Origin of the sequence: Devosia sp. Root685, from assembly GCF_001427875.1 — a bacterium.
In the GTDB taxonomy this organism is placed as follows: Bacteria; Pseudomonadota; Alphaproteobacteria; order Rhizobiales; family Devosiaceae; genus Devosia.
In genome coordinates, this window is record NZ_LMHK01000004.1 from 218,766 (window position 1) to 240,542 (window position 21,777).

General features: G+C 61.9%; 21 protein-coding genes. 8 read left to right on the forward strand and 13 right to left on the reverse strand.

Annotated features, from left to right (window positions below; all coding sequences use genetic code 11):
* Positions 1-169: 169 nt before the first annotated feature.
* The 9 genes from ASD83_RS18430 to ASD83_RS18465 all read right to left on the reverse strand — a co-directional run bounded on the left by ASD83_RS18430 (position 170) and on the right by ASD83_RS18465 (position 6,331).
* On the reverse strand, positions 170-952 hold the full coding sequence (locus ASD83_RS18430; RefSeq protein WP_056313708.1) for a succinate dehydrogenase iron-sulfur subunit: 783 nt from the start codon (positions 950-952) through the stop codon (positions 170-172).
* A 63-nt stretch (positions 953-1,015) separates the two neighbouring features.
* Positions 1,016-1,303 (reverse strand): hypothetical protein, encoded by a 288-nt coding sequence (locus ASD83_RS18435; RefSeq protein ID WP_056313710.1) that lies wholly within the window; start codon positions 1,301-1,303, stop codon positions 1,016-1,018.
* Complete coding sequence (locus ASD83_RS18440; RefSeq protein ID WP_056313712.1) at positions 1,300-1,731, reverse strand: DUF3052 family protein; 432 nt, start codon at positions 1,729-1,731, stop codon at positions 1,300-1,302. The genes ASD83_RS18435 and ASD83_RS18440 overlap by 4 nt, the downstream gene beginning before the upstream one ends.
* A gap of 3 nt (positions 1,732-1,734) precedes the next feature.
* Positions 1,735-2,277 (reverse strand): AprI/Inh family metalloprotease inhibitor, encoded by a 543-nt coding sequence (locus ASD83_RS18445; RefSeq protein ID WP_082561340.1) that lies wholly within the window; start codon positions 2,275-2,277, stop codon positions 1,735-1,737.
* A 141-nt stretch (positions 2,278-2,418) separates the two neighbouring features.
* Complete coding sequence (locus ASD83_RS21070; RefSeq protein ID WP_156386045.1) at positions 2,419-2,589, reverse strand: hypothetical protein; 171 nt, start codon at positions 2,587-2,589, stop codon at positions 2,419-2,421.
* A gap of 11 nt (positions 2,590-2,600) precedes the next feature.
* The gene (sdhA, locus tag ASD83_RS18450) at positions 2,601-4,412 is read right to left on the reverse strand and encodes a succinate dehydrogenase flavoprotein subunit (protein ID WP_056314061.1); all 1,812 of its coding nucleotides are present in this window, start codon (positions 4,410-4,412) and stop codon (positions 2,601-2,603) included.
* Between the two features lie 5 nt (positions 4,413-4,417).
* The gene (gene sdhD / locus ASD83_RS18455) at positions 4,418-4,810 is read right to left on the reverse strand and encodes a succinate dehydrogenase, hydrophobic membrane anchor protein (RefSeq protein WP_056313717.1); all 393 of its coding nucleotides are present in this window, start codon (positions 4,808-4,810) and stop codon (positions 4,418-4,420) included.
* Positions 4,811-4,812: 2 nt separating this feature from the next.
* Entirely contained in the window at positions 4,813-5,199 is a 387-nt protein-coding gene (gene sdhC / locus ASD83_RS18460) for a succinate dehydrogenase, cytochrome b556 subunit (RefSeq protein ID WP_056313718.1), read from the reverse strand.
* Positions 5,200-6,118: 919 nt separating this feature from the next.
* Positions 6,119-6,331, reverse strand: a complete 213-nt coding sequence (locus tag ASD83_RS18465) for a DUF1674 domain-containing protein (RefSeq protein ID WP_056313720.1) — start codon at positions 6,329-6,331, stop codon at positions 6,119-6,121.
* A 92-nt stretch (positions 6,332-6,423) separates the two neighbouring features.
* On the opposite strand from ASD83_RS18465, the gene htpX reads away from it, so the two are divergent.
* The 7 genes from htpX to ASD83_RS18500 all read left to right on the forward strand — a co-directional run bounded on the left by htpX (position 6,424) and on the right by ASD83_RS18500 (position 15,651).
* The gene (htpX, locus tag ASD83_RS18470; RefSeq protein ID WP_056313722.1) at positions 6,424-7,407 is read left to right on the forward strand and encodes a zinc metalloprotease HtpX; all 984 of its coding nucleotides are present in this window, start codon (positions 6,424-6,426) and stop codon (positions 7,405-7,407) included.
* 49 nt (positions 7,408-7,456) lie between these two features.
* The gene (locus ASD83_RS18475) at positions 7,457-8,758 is read left to right on the forward strand and encodes an RsmB/NOP family class I SAM-dependent RNA methyltransferase (RefSeq protein WP_056313723.1); all 1,302 of its coding nucleotides are present in this window, start codon (positions 7,457-7,459) and stop codon (positions 8,756-8,758) included.
* A gap of 225 nt (positions 8,759-8,983) precedes the next feature.
* Positions 8,984-10,609, forward strand: a complete 1,626-nt coding sequence (locus tag ASD83_RS18480; RefSeq protein WP_156386046.1) for a heparinase II/III family protein — start codon at positions 8,984-8,986, stop codon at positions 10,607-10,609.
* 67 nt (positions 10,610-10,676) lie between these two features.
* Positions 10,677-12,260, forward strand: a complete 1,584-nt coding sequence (gene purH / locus ASD83_RS18485; RefSeq protein ID WP_056313727.1) for a bifunctional phosphoribosylaminoimidazolecarboxamide formyltransferase/IMP cyclohydrolase — start codon at positions 10,677-10,679, stop codon at positions 12,258-12,260.
* A gap of 109 nt (positions 12,261-12,369) precedes the next feature.
* A complete protein-coding gene (locus ASD83_RS18490) occupies positions 12,370-13,725 on the forward strand; it encodes a lipopolysaccharide biosynthesis protein (RefSeq protein WP_082561341.1) in 1,356 nt (451 codons plus the stop codon).
* A 97-nt stretch (positions 13,726-13,822) separates the two neighbouring features.
* A complete protein-coding gene (leuC, locus tag ASD83_RS18495; RefSeq protein ID WP_056313731.1) occupies positions 13,823-15,229 on the forward strand; it encodes a 3-isopropylmalate dehydratase large subunit in 1,407 nt (468 codons plus the stop codon).
* Positions 15,220-15,651, forward strand: a complete 432-nt coding sequence (locus ASD83_RS18500) for a metallopeptidase family protein (RefSeq protein WP_056313733.1) — start codon at positions 15,220-15,222, stop codon at positions 15,649-15,651. Before leuC ends, ASD83_RS18500 begins: the two co-directional genes overlap by 10 nt.
* Before the next feature lie 38 nt (positions 15,652-15,689).
* On the opposite strand, the gene ASD83_RS18505 is transcribed toward ASD83_RS18500, so the two are convergent.
* The 4 genes from ASD83_RS18505 to dapF form a co-directional block, all read right to left on the reverse strand.
* The gene (locus ASD83_RS18505) at positions 15,690-16,319 is read right to left on the reverse strand and encodes a septation protein A (protein ID WP_056313735.1); all 630 of its coding nucleotides are present in this window, start codon (positions 16,317-16,319) and stop codon (positions 15,690-15,692) included.
* Between the two features lie 84 nt (positions 16,320-16,403).
* Positions 16,404-17,597: a signal recognition particle-docking protein FtsY gene (gene ftsY / locus ASD83_RS18510; RefSeq protein WP_056313737.1), complete on the reverse strand. Its 1,194-nt coding sequence runs from the start codon at positions 17,595-17,597 to the stop codon at positions 16,404-16,406.
* Positions 17,598-17,749: 152 nt separating this feature from the next.
* The gene (gene mtaB, locus ASD83_RS18515) at positions 17,750-19,012 is read right to left on the reverse strand and encodes a tRNA (N(6)-L-threonylcarbamoyladenosine(37)-C(2))-methylthiotransferase MtaB (RefSeq protein ID WP_056313739.1); all 1,263 of its coding nucleotides are present in this window, start codon (positions 19,010-19,012) and stop codon (positions 17,750-17,752) included.
* Positions 19,012-19,890: a diaminopimelate epimerase gene (gene dapF / locus ASD83_RS18520; RefSeq protein ID WP_056313741.1), complete on the reverse strand. Its 879-nt coding sequence runs from the start codon at positions 19,888-19,890 to the stop codon at positions 19,012-19,014. Before dapF ends, mtaB begins: the two co-directional genes overlap by 1 nt.
* Positions 19,891-20,172: 282 nt before the next feature.
* Here dapF and ffh point away from each other — a divergent pair, with 282 nt between their 5' ends.
* The gene (gene ffh, locus ASD83_RS18525; protein ID WP_056313742.1) at positions 20,173-21,756 is read left to right on the forward strand and encodes a signal recognition particle protein; all 1,584 of its coding nucleotides are present in this window, start codon (positions 20,173-20,175) and stop codon (positions 21,754-21,756) included.
* Positions 21,757-21,777: the final 21 nt, after the last annotated feature.

Sequence of the window (21,777 nt, forward strand, 5' to 3'; positions counted from 1 at the left end):
CGAGCCACCTCTCCCCGATGGGGAGAGGAATAAGAGGGAGCCACTGGCCCATTCTTCTCCCCATCGGGGAGAAGGTGGCCCGAAGGGCCGGATGAGGGGGGCCTCTCCAAACAAAAAGCCCGCAGCAAATGCCGCGGGCCCAAATTTCAAAAAACCAAAAACCCAAAAACTAAGCCGCCTTGCGCTCGACCATCATCTTCTTGATCTGGGCAATGGCCTTGGCGGGGTTGAGGCCCTTGGGGCAGACTTTTGCGCAGTTCATGATGGTGTGGCAGCGATAGAGCTTGAAGGGGTCTTCAAGATTGTCGAGGCGCTCGGCTGTGGTTTCGTCGCGGCTGTCGATCAGCCAGCGATAGGCCTGCAAAAGCGCAGCGGGCCCGAGGTATTTTTCGCCATTCCACCAATAGGACGGGCACGAGGTCGAGCAGCAGGCGCATAGAATGCACTCATAGAGCCCGTCGAGCTTGGCGCGGTTTTCGACCGACTGCGTCCATTCTTTTTCCGGCGTCGGCGACGTAGTTTTCAGCCACGGCTCGATGGCGCGGTGCTGGGCGTAGAAATTGGTCAGGTCGGGAACGAGGTCCTTCACCACCGGCATATGCGGCAGCGGGTAGATTTTGACCGGGCCCGAGGAGTCGTCCATGCCCTTGGTACAGGCCAGGGTGTTGAGCCCGTTGATATTCATCGAGCACGAGCCGCAAATGCCTTCGCGGCAGGAGCGACGCAGTGTCAGGGTCGGATCGACTTTGTTCTTGATGTAGAGGAGCGCATCGAGAATCATCGGGCCGCAATCGTTGAGATCAACGAAATAGGTATCGATGCGCGGGTTCTCGTTCTTGTCCGGATCGTAGCGATAGATGTGGAACTCGCGAAGGCGCGTCGCGCCCTCCGGCTTAGCCCAGATCTTGCCCTTTTGCGGCTGGTCGGCCTTGCGCAAAGTCAGTTCGGCCATTTTCTCAACTCTTCCTTCGTAAGCGCCGCTCAACCCGGCGCAAATTCATGTGTCGCCGCGAACTCAATAGTTCGGCTTGCAGACCTGGTTCGATTTGGCGACGTAGGTATTGTAGGCGTCATATTCCCCGGCAGCGGGCGAACCGCCCTTCATCGAGGCAATAACGACGCCCATGAAGCGTTCGTCGATCAGCGTAAGCGCCGCATCGGCCTTGCACCCGCAAAGCGCCGCGTCCTGGGCAATGCCCATGCAGACGGCATAGAACTCTTCTTTCTGCGCAGCCGTAGGGGGAGCCGCAAAGGCAGGCACTACGGCAAGACCCAGCATGGCCAGCGGAGCAAGCAGCTTCATCTTAATTCCTTCCGGATCACCAGCTTCAAGCCGGACCAGGTTTCATCCACCGCGCAGACCTTCACATCCACCAGCCCGAGCGGCAGCGCGATCTCGCGAATAGTATCTTCGGTAATATCACTCGCCACCTTGCTGGCCTTTTTCGGCCAGCTGACCCAGATCATGCCATCGCGAGCAATTAGCCCCATCAGCGGCTGCGCCAATTTTTCAAGCACGGCGCGGCTGGCGGTGAAGAGGTGGATGAAATCGTAGCCCCGCTGCGCGTCGCCGAATTTTTCTGCCGTGAACCGGGTGGATTCGGTAAAGGCGCGGGATGTAGCCAGATCGGCAAGCGAGACCGGCAGGTCGATGAAGAGCGCACGAAACCCGTCCTTCAAACCCAGCTTTTGCGCCAGGGGTGTGCCCGAATATCCTGCCAAACCGCTCATGGCCTAAACCCCGCCCCGGCTAAGCTTGACCGTCGTCGGCCCGAACATGGTGTTGACGGTCCCCAGATACGCCCCGGCATTGTCGGCGACGAGTTGACCACGCAGCTGCCCCGAGGCATCGGTGAGGACGACGCCATTGCCGGCGACCATCCAGCCGGCGAGGGCCGAAAATTCATTGGAACAGAAGCCACTGGGCGTGGCCTGCAACGCGCCCGATGCGCCGGCGAGCGGTGTAACACTGAAGGACAGCGTGCAATTGCGCGCATAACTGTCCGAAAGCGTCCAATTGCCGATCATGGCATTGGTCATGGCCGGCGAGGCCGGCGCCGTACCCACGGAAAAGCTGCCGCCGGTGACGACGCGCTGGCCGGTATTGGGATCGATCTGGCTATTGGTGGTCGCCATGCCATTGCTGCCAAACGCCGTCTGCTGGCTCTGGCCGAAATTTCCGGGAGCCGCTGGCGCATTGGACGCCATCGAGAACGAACCTGTCGAACAGCCGGAAAGCGCGAGAACAGCGCCGAGAGCGAAAAGCGTACGGATCATTTGGCCACCCCCGGTGCCGGTGGCACCCGCTCGGGCGCCGCGGCCTTTGCGGCAGGCTTGGCCTTGCCGTCGGGCGCCTCCTGCGGCGCCGCGTGGCGAAACCCGTCATAACTGCGCTCTTCGCAGAGGTGGCACATGATTTTAGCGCGCTGCTTTCTTTGCTTCTGCCACCTGAGCAGCCTTGTGGTTCAGCAATGCGTGCGTTTGCGGCACGGGCTTGGGCGACGCTGTCTTGCCCTGGCGCAGCACAAAGGCTGCGGCCAAAGCCTCGATATCGTCGTCCTCGTCAAAACCCTCACACTGCTGGCACATACTTTTTGTCCTCAGTAAACGCGTGCCTTGGGGGCGATCTTCTTGAGATCGATGCCGCCCTCTGCATAGGGGGTCAGCGGATCGGTGATCACCGGGCGATAGCTGAGTTCGACCTTGCCGGTGTCGATATCGACCAGCGCCAGCGTGTGCTTGCGCCATTCGACATCGTCGCGGCTCGGGAAATCTTCGTGGGCATGCGCGCCGCGCGATTCGTGGCGCGCTTCGGCCGAAACCACCGTCGCCATGGCGCAGGCCATGAGGTTTTCGAGTTCGAGGGTTTCAACGAGATCGGAATTCCAGATCAGCGAGCGATCCGTCACCTTCACATCATGAAGCCGCGAATAGATTTCGGTCATGGCGGCAACGCCGCTCTTGAGCGACGCGTCGGTGCGGAACACGGCCGCATCAGCCTGCATGGTGCGCTGCATCTCGTCGCGCAGTTTTGCCGTCGGCTGGGAGCCATTGGCACTGCGCAGCCGGTCGAAGCGCGCGAGGATTTTTGCGTCCTCGGCGGCATTGATGCCCGGAACAGGCGTCGACTTGTCCATGACCTTGCCGGCGCGCAGGGCCGCCGCGCGGCCAAAGACCACGAGGTCGGTCAGCGAGTTCGAACCGAGGCGATTGGCCCCGTGCACCGAGGCGCAGGCGGCTTCGCCCACGGCCATCAGGCCCGGCACGATGCGGTTGGGATCGTCAGCGGTCGGGTGCAGAACTTCGCCGTGATAATTCGCGGGAATGCCGCCCATATTGTAGTGCACCGTCGGCAGCACCGGGATCGGCTCGCGGGTAAGATCGACACCGGCGAAAATCTTGGCCGATTCGGTAATCCCCGGCAGGCGCTCGTGCAGCACCTTTGGATCGAGGTGATCGAGGTGCAGATAGATATGGTCCTTGTTGGGACCAACCCCGCGCCCTTCGCGGATTTCCAGCGTCATGCAGCGCGAAACGACATCGCGCGAGGCGAGGTCCTTGGCGTTGGGTGCATAGCGCTCCATGAAACGCTCGCCCTCCGAATTGGTGAGATAGCCGCCCTCGCCACGCGCGCCCTCGGTGATGAGAACGCCCGCGCCATAAATGCCGGTGGGGTGGAACTGCACGAATTCCATATCCTGCAGCGGCAGCCCGGCGCGCGCCACCATGCCATTGCCGTCGCCGGTGCAGGTATGGGCCGAGGTTGCCGAGAAGTACGAACGGCCATAGCCGCCCGTCGCCAGCACCACCATTTTCGCGCGGAACCGGTGCAGCGTGCCATCGTCGAGCTTCCAGGCGATAACGCCCTGGCACTCGCCGTTTTCACCCATGATCAGGTCGAGCGCAAAATACTCGATGAAGAACTGCGCGTCGTTCTTGATCGACTGGCCATAGAGCGTGTGGAGAATGGCGTGGCCGGTGCGATCGGCAGCGGCGCAGGTGCGCTGCACCGGTGGGCCATCGCCAAACTCGGTCATGTGGCCGCCGAACGGCCGCTGGTAGATTTTTCCATCCTGAGTACGGCTGAACGGCACGCCATAATGCTCAAGCTCATAAATGGCGGCCGGCGCTTCGCGCGCCAGATATTCCATCGCGTCATTGTCGCCCAGCCAGTCCGACCCTTTTACGGTGTCGTACATGTGCCACTGCCAGCTATCCGGGCCCATGTTCTGCAGCGAAGCCGCAATGCCGCCCTGCGCCGCGACAGTATGCGAGCGGGTGGGGAAAACCTTGGTGATGCAGGCAGTATTAAAACCCTGCTCAGCCATGCCGAGAGTTGCGCGGAGACCCGCACCACCGGCGCCGACCACCACCACGTCGAATTCGTGGTCGATCAGTTCGTAATTGGCCATTTTGATCAACCCCAGAAGACGATTTTGAGCACGGCACCCGCCCCGGCAAGGCCGACGATCAGGCAGAAAAGCGTGTTGAGCAGCATGGCGAGATTGTAGACGCGACCATGGAGGTAATCCTCCAGCGTATCGCGCATGCCATTGCGCATGTGGATCGCCGCGATGGCGATAAGAAGGGCCAGCGGAACCCCGACAAAACCGTTGCCGATCACCGAAACCATGTCGGCGCGATCCTGCCCCGCAAGACGCACGACGATGAACAGCAAAAGGCCAAGGAAAACGACGTTGACGAGGCCTGTCACCCGCTGGGTGATGAAATGGCGCGTCGAGGCTTTCGCGTCGCCATAATGGGCCTTGGGATTGGCGATGGTCTCGGGGGTGAGGACAGTTTCACGCATGTTCAAGCCATCCACACAAAGACGGTCCAGATAAGAAGGGTGATGACCACGGACGCCGCGAGCGTCGCCCAGGCCAGAGCCTCGCGCTGGCCCGGCTCCATCATCGCGGCAAAATCCCAGACCCAGTGGCGCAGGCCCCCAAGCATGTGATGCACGAGGCTCCAGGTGAAGCCAAAGAGCACGATCTGGCCGAACCAGCTGCCGTAGACGAGGTTGACGAGATTGAGCGCTTCCTGATCGGCCGCGGCGGCGACCAGCCAGATCGCCAAGAGCGCCATGCCAGCATAATTGGCAATGCCGGTGGCGCGATGGACGATCGACATGGCCATGGTGATGGTCCAGCGATAGATCTGCAGGTGCGGAGATGTGGGGCGGGCTCTGACCGACATGGGACTTTCCGGGGCCTTGTGTGGACGCCGGGGGCAACGTCCAGTTTGGAATAGTTCGAACTTACTAGCGGCCAATTGTTACGAAATCAAAGACGTTTCCAGACGCCACGCCGCATTTGTGGCGAATACCGCACTTTGTTCGCACATCGCCCAAGATGTTCGCGGGACGCGCGGGAAGGGCATGCGGGTGGGGAGTAGGGACACGGCAAGGCTCGGTAGCATTAGCGCTCACCGGCCCTCCCCTCGCCCCTTGAGGGAGAGGGATAGGATTTTCGCGTCCAGCAAAAATCCAGGGTGAGGGGTTTCGAACCGGCCCAAAGGGCAAATTCGCTCCAGTGGAGCGAATTTAGGTGAGAAAGCCATTTGAGCTATGCTCAAATGGCGGGGCCTCCGCAGAGGAGGGAGTGACAGAATCGCTGACCCCTCATCCCAACCGAATTCGCAAACGCGAATTCGGTGACCCTTCGGGCACCTTCTCCCTCAAGGGGAGAAGTAAGCCGGCGTTTGAGGCCGCGTCGGAATCTATCCATTATCCCCCTCCCCAAACTATGCCCTCATGGCACCCCCAACCAACCCCGCACGGGATCGCCCTGTGCGCGCCCAGCCACCGCACGTCATCCTCGGGCTTAACCCGAGGACACTTAACTCGGCCATAGCACGGTAAGTACAGAGCCCTCGGGTCAGGCCCGAGGGGTGATGGCCGCAGAATATCTTGGTGATCGCGGAGACGGACCCAGCCGCCGCTTGGTGACGACGTTGTGAGTGGGTAGCGCAATTACTTGCCCATCGTCATTCCCAGGCTTGTCCCGACAATCCACGCCGCCGCCGTATGGACCAATGGGACAAGCCCGGTGGTGACGATTGACGGAGGAAAGCGGCGAGAGAAAATTGCCGCGGAACCTATGACACCATAAAACCCCTAGAAATCGCTGGTGAGCCCCTTGATCTCCCAGTCGCCATAGCGGCCGGGCTCCAACCCACCGCGACCGCCCTTTTCCTTGGGCGCCATGGCGCTGGCGGCGTCGATTTCAGTGCGGCGCGCTTCGGCTTCGGCAAGCGCGCGTTGCGCGGCAGGGGTGAGCACTTTGAGCTCTGGTGCCGGAAGGTCTTCCGGTTCGGTGCTATCGGTCATGATGGGTTCGCATTACAATATGGTCATGCGCTTGCAGGGAACGCTTCGCCACACAACATAATTGCATTGAGATACCAACCCAAGGGGTTTTGATGTTCAACGCCTTCCGCACCTTTGTTCTTATCGCGGCCATGACCGCCCTGTTCATGGTGGTGGGCTATTTCATCGGCGGCACCGGCGGCATGATGATCGCCCTCCTGTTCGCCGCCGGCACCAATCTCTTTGCCTATTGGAATTCGGACAAAGTCGTCCTCCGCATGCAAAACGCGGTGCCCGTGGCCCAGAGCCAGGCGCCCGAACTCTATGACATGGTCGAGACGCTCTCCCGGCGCGCCGGCATCCCGACGCCAGCCGTCTACGTCATCCAGTCCGACCAGCCCAATGCCTTTGCAACCGGCCGCGACCCCAATAATGCCGCTGTCGCCGTCTCGACGGGCCTCCTCCGCCAGCTCGAAACGCGCGAAGTGGCCGGCGTCGTCGCCCACGAACTGGCCCATATCCGCTCGCGCGATACTTTGACCATGACCATCACGGCGACCTTGGCCGGCGCGGTCTCGGCGCTTGCCCAGTTCGGGCTCTTTTTCGGCGGCGGCAACAATCGCGACAATCCGCTCGGCGGCATCGGCGCCTTGCTGATGGTTTTCCTCGCCCCCGTCGCCGCCATGATGGTGCAGATGGCCGTCAGCCGCACCCGCGAATATGAAGCCGACAAGGATGGTGCGGAAATTTCCGGCGATCCGCTGGCTTTGGCTTCGGCGCTCAACAAGATCGCCACCCTCGCCGGCCGCCAGGTCAATGTCGCGGCCGAGCGCAACCCGGCCATGGCGCATATGTATATCATCAACCCGCTCTCGGGCGCCCGGATGGACAATCTCTTTTCCACCCACCCCGATACCGGCAATCGCATCGCCGCCTTGCAGAGGCTTGCAGGCGAGATGCGCGTGGACGATAAGGGCCGCAGACCCGCGCCCCGTCCGCAAACCGCTTCGAGCGGCCGCGATACCGGCGGCGGCTGGCGGGTGCCGAGTGCAGGCCGTGGCGAAGACGACAGCGGCGTGCGCGGTCCTTGGGGATAGCGGGCATGGCGTGCCGGTGTCCCGATCTGCGATGCGAACAGGGTGACACGTGACGAAAAAACCAGATCCGGCGGGCCTAAAACTTCGTCTCATTGCCGCCCAGAGGCTGCGCGCCGTTCTGGGCGGTGAGCATTTTGCGCCCGTTTCCGCCGCAGAGCTGGCCGATGGCCGCGACCGCTCCCTCGCCAATCGCCTGATCAACACGGCGCTCCGCCGTCATGGCCAGATCGACGCCATGCTCCCCGAATTGCTCGAAAAGGGCATGCCGGCCAAATCAGGTACCTTTGAAGCCGTGCTGCGCCTGTCGCTGGCCCAACTGGTCTTCCTGCCCGATATCGGCGCCCATAGTGCGCTATTCCTCGCGGTAGAAGCCACCAAGCGCGACCCCAAGGCGCGGCATCTCTCGGGCCTGATGAACGCGGTCCTGCGCCGCGCCCAGGCCAATTCCGCCCGCTATGGTCTCCTCGACGATAGCCTGCTCCTCCCCGCTGCCCTCAGCGCAAAATGGGAAACGGCCTATGGCGCGGACGCCGTTGCGCGCTTTGTCGATGGCCTCATCGATGGCGCCCCGCTCGACCTGACGCTTAGGGAAGAGGATGCCGAACTGATCGAGGCCCTCGGTGGCGACAAGCTGATCGCCGATTCCATCCGCGTCGAAACCCGCGATCGTCCGGTCGACGCCCTACCCTTTTATGACGAAGGCCGCTGGTGGGTGCAGGACGTATCCTCCGCTCTGCCCGCCCGTCTCCTTGCCGCGAAATCAGGCGGGACCGTCCTCGACCTCTGCGCCGCCCCTGGCGGCAAGACTGCCCAATTGAGTAAAGCCGGCTACGCCGTTACCGCCCTCGACAGCGACGCCACGCGCCTCGAACGCCTCAAGGCCAATATGGGGCGCCTTGGCTACAAGCCGAACGTTGTTGAGGCCGACGCCACAAATTACATCGCCGCCGAACCATTCGACGGCATTTTGGTCGATGCACCCTGCTCAGCCACCGGCACATTCCGCCGCCACCCCGAAGTTTTGTGGCATCGCAGCGCCGCCGACATCGCGGGTCGCGTAAAACTGCAGCAGGGAATTTTTGCCCGCGCCGTGAAGAACCTCGCGCCCGGCGGCAGCCTCATTTATTGCGTCTGCTCGCTTGAGCCCGATGAGGGAGAAGCCGTGGCCGATTGGGCGGTAAAAACCTTCCAAAACATCGAACTGCATCCCGTCAATGCAAAGGAACTGCCGGGCCTTGAGAGCGCTGTCACACCAGCCGGCCTCGTCCGCACCCTGCCCTCAATGGCCCCGAACGGGGTCGAAGGCGGTATGGATGGTTTCTTTGTGGCGCGGTTTCGTTGCAAGCAGTAGCTTGTCGCCAGCGCAAGCCCTAGCTTGTCGCCGGCGCGCAGGCTAAATCTGTAGGCGACATAGTTTTCCAGCAAGAAATCTATCCCCGGCTGGGCAAATCACGACAAATTCACTAGACGCTTCAATATCGAGCGGCCGGTGCCGCGTCTTAAAAGGTTCTTGTTCAGTGGGTTTTGAGGGCAGCGACCGACCTGCCCGCGTTGGTTTTTCGCGCGGAGGCAAAAGGTGAGCGGGCGTTTCGGTGCGAGCCCCCGGCGCTTCGGATTGCGCCTCGCCGACGCCATCGTGACCTCGCGGTTCACCCGCTGGACCTGGCAGGGCCTGGCCGAGCAGGGTTATAAGGGCGAGCTCCCCGAATTTCGCCCGACCGATCGCGACGCCGTCCGCGAAATGATGTCGGGGCGCTATCTCCTCGCCTCAAAGCTGATCGAAACCGGCGGCACCTCGCCCTTTTCCGTCGATGTCGATTTCCCCGAATGGTGGAACAATCTCCAGAGTTTTTCCTGGCTCCGCCATTTCCGCGATGTGCGCGATCCCGGCGAAAAGCTCTTTGCCCGCACGCTGGTGCTCGATTGGATAGGCCGCGAAGGAAAATTCGATCCTGAAAGCTGGTCCCTGCCGCTGACCGGCCAGCGCGTCCTCAACTGGCTGCGCCACTTGCCGCTGCTCCTCGATGGCGCAACCCCCGATCAGGCCAAAACCATGCAGCGCAGCCTCGGCACACAGGTGCAAAGCCTGCGCGTTCGCGGCAAACTCGCGACCGATCCGGTGGACCGGCTCTTCGCCGCCCTCGGCATTCTCGGCGCCGAACTCTGCGAGCCCGAAGACTCAGCCGATGTCGAAGCGCGCCTGATGCAGCTCGACGCCGCCCTTGGCGAACAGCTCGACGAAGAGGGCCTGCACAAGAGCCGCAACCCCCGCATCCAGCTCAATCTGCTGGTCGAACTGTCAAGCCTGCGCCAGGCCGCCAACCGCCATGGCAGCCCCACCTTCGCCTCGCTCTCCAATCGCATCGACCGTATGCACGAAGCGCTCGACGCCGTCACCCTATCGAGCGGCGAGCCGGCCTATTTCAATGGCTGCGGACAGGTGCCGCACGACGTGCTCGTGGCCGTGCAGGCCAATGGCCCGACCCCGACGCGCCGTTCGCGCATTCTCGGTGGCTATGGCATTTTGCGCAGCGGCCGCGCCGTCGTCGTCGCCGATTCAGGCCTCCGCCCGGAACCGGGCTTTGATGCCGAAGCCCATGCCGGCGCCCTGGCATTCGAATTTTCCCATGGCAGCGAACTGATCCTCGGCTCCTGCGGGCCCGCCCCGTCCGACATGCCGGAAACGCGCGATCTCTTCCGCCAGGCCATCGCCCATTCCTCGCCCACCATCGAGGATGAAGACGCCTTTGTGCCGCCCAAGGGTTTCAGGGCCAGGCCACCAGCCGTGCCCGATATGGAACTGGTGCCGGCCGAGCACCTGCTTGCCGTCTCCTCCATCGGTTACGCCACCCGCTTTGGCGCCGAGATCGAACGTCGCCTGACCCTTCTGGGTGATGGCACGACGCTCGTGGGGCAGGATCGCGTTATTGCCGAAGGCACGCCCAGTGGCCACCTTTCCATTCGCTTCCACCTTGCCCCCGGCATTTCGGTCCATGCCCCGGTCGGCGAAGGCATGCGCCGGCTGACCCTCCCCAATGGCGAGGTCTGGAGCTTTCTCTGGGAAGGCGCCACCCTGCGGCAGGACGACAGTGTCCGCCAATCGGCCTATCTCGGTTTCAACCGCACCATCCAGCTCGTGCTCGAAGCCGAACTCGCCCCAGGCGTCGAAGTCGGCTGGATCCTGACGCGCGAACACGGTTGAGCTTGGACTCTGCCGCCTGTTCGTGCTAGCGGAGCCCCGAAATCTCCTCCAATGCGGGCATAATCTCATGGGCAAGACGGTCACGGTCGGGCGGGCGCTGCTTTCGGTATTCGACAAATCGGGCATGGCGGATTTTGCCCGCGCGCTTTCCGAGGCCGGCGTGGAGCTGGTTTCCACTGGCGGCACCCACAAATTGATCGCTGAAACCGGCCTGCCGGTGCGCGAAATTTCGGACCTGACCGGTTTCCCCGAAATGATGGACGGCCGCGTCAAGACGCTGCATCCCAAAGTGCATGGCGGTCTCCTCGCGGTTCGTGACAATCCCGCGCACAAGGCAAGCATGGACGAACACGAAATCGGACCCATCGATCTCGTCGCCGTCAATCTCTACCCCTTCGAAAAGACCGTCGCTTCCGGCGCGTCCTATAACGAGATCATCGAGAACATCGATATCGGCGGCCCCGCAATGGTGCGCTCGGCAGCCAAGAACCACGCCTATGTCACCGTCGTCGTCGATCCCGCCGACTATCCCGCGATCGTCGAAGCCATCCGCAATGGCGGCATTCCCTATGAACTGCGCCAGAAACTGGCCGCAAAGGCCTATGCCCGCACCGCCGCCTATGACAGCGCCATTTCTGCCTGGTTCGCCAAAGAAATCGACTTTGCCGACGTAAACTATCGCAGCTTTGCCGGCACGCTACGCGAGGTCATGCGCTATGGCGAAAACCCCCATCAATGGGCGGCCTTTTACGGCACCGGCGAGAACCGCCCGGGCGTGGCCACAGCGAGCCAGGTGCAAGGCAAGACCCTCTCCTACAACAATATCAACGACACCGACGCAGCCTTCGAACTGGTCTCCGAATTCGACCCCGCCGAGATCGCTGCCGTCGCCATCATCAAGCACGCCAATCCGTGCGGCGTTGCCATGGCCTCCAATTTGACCGAGGCCTATAAAAAGGCCCTGCGCACCGATCCGGTCTCGGCCTTTGGCGGCATCGTCGCCACCAATCGCGAGATCGACGCTGAAACCGCGACCGAAATCGTCAAGGTTTTCACCGAGGTGATCGTCGCCCCTTCCGCGACGCCCGAAGCCCAGGCCATCATCGCCGCCAAGAAAAACCTGCGCCTGTTGCTGACCGGTGGCCTCGCCGATCCCAAGGCCGAAGGCCTGCAGGTGAAATCCGTGGCCGGTGGTCTGCTCGTGCAAAGCCGCGACAATCGCAATGTCGATGATTGCGAATTGAAGGTCGTCACCAAGCGCGCCCCGACCGAAGCCGAACTGGCTGATTTGAAGCTGGCGGCAAAAGTGGCAAAACACGTCAAGTCCAACGCCATCATCTATGTGAAGGATGGCGCCACCGCCGGCATCGGCGCTGGCCAGATGTCCAGGGTCGACTCCGCTCGCGTTGCCCATCGCAAGTCGATCGACGCCGCGGAAGCCGCCGGCATTGAAGGCGCACTGACGGTGGGTTCGGTCGTCGCTTCCGACGCGTTCTTTCCGTTTGCCGATGGTCTTGAGGCCCTCGTCGCGGCTGGCGCCACCGCCGTCATCCAGCCGGGCGGCTCCATGCGGGACGACGAGGTGATCGCTGCCGCCGACGCTGCCGGCATCGCCATGGTTCTCACCGGCATGCGCCACTTCCGCCACTAGGCGAACACGGTGCCGTGAGCGTCAAAACCCCTCACGGTAAGACCTTCTTGACGGGGTTCTGGCACAACGGTGTCAGCGCCGGTCTCTTGCCAAGGCGCGAGGGATTTTCATGCGGGTGGCCATACCGTCAGATCTCAGTGCCTTGCTGTCCTCCGGGCTGTTGCGCTCGGTGGGTTCGCTTGGCATCAAGGTCGCGACCGCGGGCCTCACCTACATCACCTATGTCGTCCTCTCGCGCACCATGACCGAGAGCGAATATGGCCATTTCGCCTTTGGCCTCGCGCTGGCAACCGTTCTCGCCATTATGGCAGGCATGGGCCAATCGACGGCGGTCCTGCGGCTTTGGCCGCAATTGCGCAGCAAGGGCGAAAACAGCGAGGCGGACGCCGTGGTCGCGGCCGGTTCGGCCATCACCATTGGCGCCAGCCTGATTCTCGCTGGCCTTCTCTGCGTCTTGGCCGTCGCCAGCATTCCCTTCCTGCCGCCCCGCGAAACCATCAACCATTTCATCGGCGCGGCCTTTCTTATCCTCCCCATGGCGCTGGCCGAATATAATTCCTCGGTGCTTCGGGCTCAGGGGTCTTTATGGACGGCGCTTCTTCCACGCGACATCTTTTGGCGCCTGCTCCTGCCGGCGGCCGTCGTCGGGCTCTTTTCAGTTGGAATCGTACTCAGCGGACCCGACGCGCTGACCCTTTCAGCCGCGTTGCTGATCGGCGCCCTGATCATGCAGATGAGCGTCGCGCTGCGGCGCCATTACGCCATCCTGCCACGGATCGCGCCAATGCGTGGCCATTGGCAGCGCTGGGGAAGTCTGAGCAAATGGCTGTTGCTCGGCGCCCTCATCGAAACCTTCACCCTCAATGCCGACGTCATCCTTGTCGGCCTCATGCTCGATCTCGAAAGCTCCGGTCTCTATTTCAACGCCTTCCGGACCGCCGGCCTGATGACGCTCTTCACCTTCGCCATCGAATTGGTGATCGCCCCGATGGTGGCCGAACACTATCATTCCGGCGCGATGCGAAAAGCGCAGGCCATTACCGCTCTTTGCGCCTGGGCCGGCTTTGTCTTTTCTCTCGTGATCTTCGCCCTCTTCCTGTTCTTTGGCGAATTCATCCTTTCTCTCTTTGGTCCGGCCTATGCCGAGGGCACGCTGGTCCTGCTGCTGCTCGCCTTTGGCCTCCTGTTCGATGCTGTCACCGGCCCATCAAAGATCGTCATGATGATGACGGGCCACGAACGCGCCTATGTCGGCATTTTTGGCACCATCATGGGTGCCGGCTTTCTGGTGCAAATTGCCGTGATCCCGATCTGGGGCATAGTAGGCGCTGCAGCGGTCAACATGGGCTCGCGCATTCTGGCGCAAATCGCCATCGCGCTTTGGTGCCGCTATCGCATCGGGCTCGACACGAGCCTTCTCGGCGCGCTCGCCGTGCAGCGCCTGAAAGATGCCCCGGCCAGCTAAACCGTACCCATGAGTACGGTTCTTCTTGACCCAAAACCCTCTCTGGGCTTAGAACCAATCCAAACTTCCATTCTTGCCCCTCGGAACGACACGAAGAATGACCAAGGCCCGCACGCTTTACGACAAGATCTGGGACGACCATCTGGTTCAGAACAATCCGGACGGCACGAGCCTGCTCTATATCGACCGTCACCTCGTCCACGAAGTGACGAGCCCCCAGGCATTCGAAGGCCTGCGCCTCAACGGCCGCAAGGTGCGCCACCCCGAGCGCACGCTGGCCGTGGTCGATCACAACGTGCCCACGACCGATCGTTCCCTGCCGAACCCGGATCCGGAAAGCGCCATCCAGATCGAGACGCTTGCCGAAAATACCCGTGATTTCGGCATCGAATATTATGACCCCTTCGACAAGCGGCAGGGTGTCGTCCACATCGTCGGTCCCGAACAGGGTTTTACCCTGCCGGGCATGACCATCGTTTGCGGCGATTCTCATACGTCTACCCACGGCGCTTTCGGCGCGCTTGCGCACGGCATCGGCACGTCTGAAGTCGAACACGTGCTGGCGACCCAGACGCTGATCCAGCAAAAAGCCAAAAACATGCTGGTGCGTGTCGATGGCCAGTTGCCGCCCGGCGTCACCGCCAAGGACATCATTCTCGCCATCATCGGCGAAATCGGTACCGCCGGTGGCAATGGCCACGTGATCGAGTTTGCCGGCGAAGCCATCCGCGCGCTCTCGATGGAAGGCCGCATGACGGTCTGCAACATGACCATCGAAGGCGGCGCCCGCGCTGGCCTGATCGCCCCCGATGAAACGACCTTCGCCTATGTGAAGGACCGTCCCCGCGCGCCAAAGGGCGAAGCCTTCGATATGGCCGTCGATTATTGGAAGACGCTCTATACCGACGAAGGCGCGCACTACGACAAGATCGTCGTGCTCGACGCCGCAAAGCTGCCGCCCATCGTCTCCTGGGGCTCTTCGCCCGAAGACGTCATCTCGGTTCAGGGCGCTGTGCCCAACCCCGATGACATCACCGACGAGAACAAGCGCGCCTCAAAGTGGCGAGCCCTCGACTATATGGGCCTGAAGCCCGGCACCCCGATCACCGAGATCAAGCTCGATCGCGTCTTTGTCGGCTCGTGCACCAATGGCCGCATCGAGGATTTGCGCGCCGCAGCTGCCGTTATCGGTGGCCGCAAGGTCGCCAGCCACGTCTCGGCCATGATCGTGCCGGGCTCGGGTCTCGTCAAGGAACAGGCCGAGGCCGAAGGCCTCGACGTGATCTTCAAGGATGCCGGCTTTGAATGGCGCGAGCCGGGCTGCTCCATGTGCCTTGCCATGAACCCGGACAAGCTAAAACCCGAAGAACGCTGCGCGTCGACCTCGAACCGCAATTTTGAAGGTCGCCAGGGCTTTAAGGGCCGCACCCACCTCGTTTCCCCCGCCATGGCTGCCGCGGCTGCCATTGCCGGCCACTTCGTCGATATCCGCGAGTGGAAGTAAAAAGCACCGATTGGTCGGGGCTTTATGCCCCGACCCTCGATGATTTCGAGGCCTTGGCCAGCAACGCGCTCGCCAACCTCCCCGAGCCCTTCAAGTCGCTCGCCGCTGACGTCACCTGTTCGGTGGCCGAGTTCGCCGAAGACGACATTCTCGAACACTTCAAGATGGAAAGCCCGTTCGAGCTGATGGGCCTTTTCACCGGCATCGGCCTCACCGAAGACGGCGCCGTGCCCCAGACCGGGCAGATGCCGAACACGGTTTTTCTCTACCGCCGCGCCATTCTCGATTATTGGGCCGAGAACGACGACAACACGCTCGGCGAGGTCGTCACCCACGTGCTGATCCACGAGCTGGGCCACCACTTTGGCTTTTCCGACGACGACATGGAAGAGATCGAAGCCCGCGCCGACGCCGAAGACTGACCATACAAAAATCCCCGCTTTCGCGGGGATTGGCGTTCTCAGCTCTCGACCACGATATTGGGCGGAGAAGGCGGTTCATTGGGCGGCGCATATTTGCTGAGCAGCGGAAGCTGGCTCAACGAGAACAGCACCGTCAGCGGCATCACGCCCCAGACCTTGAAGGAAATCCACACCTCGGTGGAGAAATTGCGCCACAAGATTTCGTTGATGACGGCGAGGACGAAGAAGAAAAGGCCCCAGTTCAGCGTCAGGCGCCACCAGCCTTCCGGCCGCAGCTTATAGACTTCGCCGAAGACATATTTGAGCAGCGACTGTCCGAACAGCAGTCCGCCGAGCAGCACCGAGCCGAACAGCACATTGGTGATGGTCGGTTTGATCTTGATGAATGTGTCGTCCTGCAGCCAGAGAGTGAGACCGCCAAAGACCACCACCACGGCGCCAGTGACCAGCGGCATGATGGCAACCTTTTTCAGGACCAGCCAGGACACCAACAGCGACACCACCATGGCGCCCATGAACCAGGCGGTAGCGACGAAAATATCGGCGCGCGCATTGGCGATGAAAAACACCACCAGCGGCCCCAGTTCCAGGGCCATTTTGGTAATTTGCGGGCGCAGTTCGTCCCAGCTGACGTCTGCTTCGGCTTTGTCGGTCATTGAACGTTCCATGGCGTATCCTGCCAATGTGATGGCATGAGCCACCTGATGCAAGCCGAATAGCCGGTAAGAGTGGTTAGATTTTGTCCGGGACCACTACTCCTCGCCGGCAATCACCCGCGCAAAGTCCCTGGCTTCAAACGGTTCGAGATCGTCGACACCCTCGCCGACGCCGATGAAATGCACCGGCAGCCCGAATTTCTTGGCGATGGCGACCAGAATACCGCCGCGCGCCGTGCCGTCGAGCTTGGTCATGACAAGACCCGTCACCCCGGCGCGCTGGCCGAAGATTTCGACCTGTTTCAGCGCATTCTGACCGGTCGTCGCGTCGAGAGTGAGGAGCGTCGCATGCGGGGCATCGGGCTCCACCTTCTTGATGACGCGAATGACTTTTTCGAGCTCGTTCATCAGCTCGTCGCGGTTCTGCAACCGCCCCGCAGTGTCGATAATAAGGACATCGCGGCCCTCTGCCTTGGCTTGGGTAACCGCATCAAAGGCAAGACCCGATGCGTCGGCGCCGGCGGGTTTGGTGATCACCGGCGCGCCGGTGCGCTGCCCCCAGATCTGCAACTGCTCGATTGCGGCAGCGCGGAATGTATCGCCAGCGGCCAGCATCACGGACTTGCCTTCGGCTGCGAACTTTTGGGCTAGCTTGCCGATAGTGGTGGTCTTGCCCGAGCCATTGACGCCGATCATCAGGATCACGAACGGTTTTTTTGTCGTATCGACGCTCAGCGGCCGGGCCACGGGACCGAGTACCTTTTCGACTTCCGAGGCGAGCACGGACCGCACGTCGCTATCCGAAATCTCGCGATCGAAACGATCGCGGCGCAGGGTTTCGGTGATGGCCATGGCCGTCTCGAGCCCGAGATCGGCCTGGATAAGCACATCTTCGAGTTCATCGAGCGTCGTTGCGTCGAGCTTGCGCTTAGTGAAGACCGAGGTGATCGAGGTCGTGAGATTGTCCGAAGAGCGTTTTAGCCCCGTCGTCAGGCGCGAAAACCAGCTCTGGCGCTGCGCCGGAACAGGGGTGGCGACGGGCGGCGCAACAAACTGGTCTTCCACCGCCTCGATATAGTCCGGTGTCGTCTCCGGCGGCCCGGGAAGGGGCGGCACATCGACGGGCTCGGGCTGCGGCACTGGCTCCGGAACAGGTTCAGGCGTCGGCGCAACGGGTTCGGGCACACCAACCGGGGTTTCCGGCTGCGTCTCGGGCGGGGCCGGTTGTATTGGCGCGGGCTGATCGCCGCCAAAGAGGCGCTGGAAAAAGCCGGGTTTCTTTTCGGTCATTGTCTGCCCTCAACGTCGTGGCACGCCCTCGTGGTTCGAGGCTCGCAAAATGCTCGCACCTCACCATGAGGGCTACTTAAACTCGTTGCCCCAATAGCCCTCATGGAGAGGCAGGAGCGTAGCGACCCTCGAACCACGAGGGCGAGTCACGATCAAGCGGCAATACGCAGCTTTTCACCCACGAGCCCATCGGGCCCGCGACTGGTGATCTCTACCGCAATCAGCTCCCCCGGCTCCACACCGGCAACGCTGACCGGCACGAATTGTTCGGTGCGCCCGAGCCCGCCGCGTTCCATCAGCACATTTTCGATGCGACCAAGGCGCGTGTCGCAGAGCGCCGCAAACTGCTTCTCGCCCTCGACGCGCAAGAGGCTTGCGCGCGCTCGTGCAACGCCCTTGCTCACCTGTGGCATGCGCGCGGCGGGTGTGCCGGGACGAGGCGAATAAGGGAAGGCGTGAATATAAGTAATCCCCGCTTCGCCAATAAAGCGCAGCGTGTTTTCGAACATGGCATCGGTTTCGGTCGGAAAACCGGCAATGATATCGGCGCCAAAAACCATATTTGGCCTGATGCTGCGCAGCTTTTCGATCACGCCCAGCGCATCGTCGCGCAGATGTCGGCGTTTCATGCGCTTGAGGATGAGATCGTCGCCCGATTGCAGCGACAGATGCAGATGCGGCATCAGCCGCGGATCGGAGACGGCATCATAAAGCGCCGCGTCAGCCTCGATCGAGTCGATCGAAGAAATGCGCAGGCGCGGCAGATCCGGCACGTGTTTCAGGATCGTCTGGGTAAGAAGGCCCAGCGTCGGAGCGCCGGGCAGGTCGGGACCATAGGAGGTGATATCCACCCCGGTGAGAACAACCTCGCGATAGCCATTGGCCACGAGCTTCTTGATCTGCTCGACCACGAGGCCCATCGGCACCGAGCGCGACGGCCCCCGGCCAAACGGAATGATGCAAAAAGTGCAGCGATGGTCGCAGCCATTTTGCACCTGCACGAAGGCCCGCGTATGGGCGTCCATGCCTTCGATCAGATGCCCCGCGGTTTCCCGCACGCTCATGATATCGTTGACCTGCACCTTGTCATTGAGCGGCACGCCAAAGGTCATCGGAAGATAACTTTCGGCCTTCAGCTTGTCGGCATTGCCAATGACGAGATCGACTTCTTCCATATCGCCAAAGCTGCGCGCTTCCGTCTGCGCGGCGCAGCCGGTGACGATGATGCGGCTTTGCGGATTGTCGCGCCGGGCCTTGCGCACGGCTTTTCGCGCTTGGGTGACAGCTTCTTGCGTCACCGCGCAGGTATTGATGATGATGGCATCCTCGAGCCCGGCCTTTTCGGCCTCGGCCTTCATTACTTCGCCTTCATAGGCGTTGAGACGGCAGCCGAAAGTGAGGGTACGAACCGCCATCAGGCCGCCTCGCTGCGCGTCCAGGCGCCACTTGCCGGGTCAAACTCGCCGCGCCATTCAAATTCAGCCGGGCCGGTCAGGGTGACATGATCATCCGGCAGCCATTCGACCACGAGATCACCACCGGGGACAGTAATGGTCGCCTTGCGCGCCGAGCGGCGGGTGCGGGCGGCATTGACGAGCGCCGCACAGGCCGCAGTGCCACAGGCCTTGGTGAGGCCGGCACCACGTTCCCAGGTCCGCAAGATGATGTGATCCGGCGCCATAACATTGGCGATGGAAATATTGGCGCGCTCGGGAAACAAGGGATGGTTCTCGAGCAGCGGCCCAAAGCGATCGAGCGCATAGGACCACACATCGTCCTTCACCCAGAATGTCGCATGCGGATTGCCCATCGAGGCAACCGATGGCGAATGCAGCACCGGCGCGTCGATGGGCCCGATCTGCAATTCCACGGCGCGCGTATCGGCAAATTCCTCATTGAGCGGAATTTCGTACCAGGCGAACTTCGGCGTCCCCATATCGACGGTGATCAAGCCGTCTTCGGCCTCTTCGCCAAACAAAATCCCGGCGACGGTTTCAAAGGTAAACCGCTGGCGGCCCTGCTCGACGCTGAGCGCCTGCACCACGCAACGCATGCCATTGCCGCAGGCCTGGGCGCGCGAACCGTCGGAATTGATGATTTCGATATAGTTGACCGTCCCCGGCGTGCGGGAATCATGGATAGCCATGATCTGGTCGAACTTGGTTTCGGCCCGCGCATTGATGGCAATCGCCGCCTCAGGCGTGACGCGATCAGTGCGGCCGCGCATGTCGGCCACGATGATCTGGTTGCCCAGCCCGTTCATCTTGAGAAAGGGTGCGTTGCTCAAAGCCATTCGCCTGTTCCAAAGTCTGTGCCCTATATGGCGGATCGGCCGGCAAATTGCCAGTGGCGGGGCTCTCAGGGTCCCTCTTCCTTGACTCCCACCTAAAATCTGCTTAAACGCGACCCGTTCATCAGGCTTTTGCTCCTGACCAGCCGACCGGGACCCCAATAGGGTGTCACGATCCCGGAGGCCAACATCCGCCAGCGCGTTGCGCCCGCGGGTGGGTTTTGCGTTTGGCCTTTTGGTACTTATCTCTCCGGGGATCGTCTCCGCGAGCGAAAAGGAAATAGTATGTTCGAGAGCCTCTCAGACCGGCTTGGCAAAATTTTCGATGGTCTTCGTGGACGCGGCGCGCTGAACGCAGCCGATGTCGATGCGGCCATGCGCGAAATCCGCCGGGCACTGATCGAGGCCGACGTTTCGCTCGAAGTCGTCCGCGCCTTTGTCGAACAGGTCCGCGAGCGTGCCGTCGGCGCCGAAGTGACCCGTTCGATCACGCCGGGCCAGCAGGTCGTCAAGATCGTCAATGACGAGCTTGTTTCGGTCCTGGGCTCCGATGCCGTCACCATCGATCTCAATGCACCTTCGCCCGTCACCCTCCTCATGGTCGGCCTCCAGGGTTCTGGTAAGACGACGACCACGGCAAAGATCGCCAAGCGCCTCAAGGACAAACAGAAGAAGAAGGTTCTTCTCGCATCCCTCGATACCCGCCGCCCCGCTGCCATGGAGCAGTTGCGCGTTCTCGGCGAACAGGTCGGCGTTGATACATTGCCGATCGTTGCAACCGAAACGCCGGTCGAGATCGCCCGCCGCGCCGAGCGCGAAGGCCGTCTCGGTGGCTATGACGTTCTTATTCTCGATACCGCCGGCCGCACCCATATCGATGAAGAGCTGATGGTCGAAACGGTCTCCATCAAGGAGATCGCCACACCCCACGAAATTCTGCTCGTCGTCGATGCGCTGACCGGCCAGGACGCGATCAACGTCGCGCGTTCGTTCGACGCCCGCCTTGATATCACCGGCATCGTGATGACCCGCGTCGATGGCGATGGCCGCGGTGGCGCGGCGCTCTCGATGCGCGCGGCCACCGGCAAGCCGATCAAACTGATCGGCGTCGGCGAAAAGATGGATGCGCTCGAGGACTTCCATCCCTCGCGCATTGCCGACCGCATTCTGGGCATGGGCGACATCGTTTCGCTGGTCGAAAAGGCCGCCGAGCACGTCACCGCCGAAGACGCCCAGAAAATGGCGGCCAAGCTCAAGAAGGGCTCCTTCGACCTCGACGACCTGCGCGCTCAGCTCCAGCAGATGAAGAAGATGGGCGGCATGGGTGGCCTGATGGGCATGTTGCCCGGCGCAGGCCAGATGAAAAAAGCCATGGCCGGCGCCAATATCGACGAGAAGGTTTTTGACCGCCAGATCGCCATCATCAATTCGATGACGAAAAAAGAGCGGGCCAATCCTGACCTGCTCAATGCCTCGCGCCGCAAGCGCATCGCGACCGGTGCCGGCGTCGAAGTCTCGGAAATCAACAAGCTGTCCAAGCAGCACCGCCAGATGGCGGACATGATGAAGAAGGTGTCTAAGGGCGGCATGGGATCGCTGGCCGGCATGTTCGGCGGCAAGATGGGCGGCATGCTTGGTGGCATGCCCGATCTTTCCAAGATGGACCCAAAACAGCTCGAGCAGATGGCCCGCCAGGCCGGCATCAATCCCGATCAGCTCAAGGGCCTGCCCTCGGCTGACCTGCCGATGACGGACAAGCTGCCCACCGACGTTAACAAGCTTCTCAAATCCGCTGGCGGTCCGGGTCTTCCCGGCCTTGGCGGCGCTCCCCGTTTCCCTGGCCTTCCGGGCCTGGGCAAAAAGAAATAACCCGCAATTTTAACGACAGCC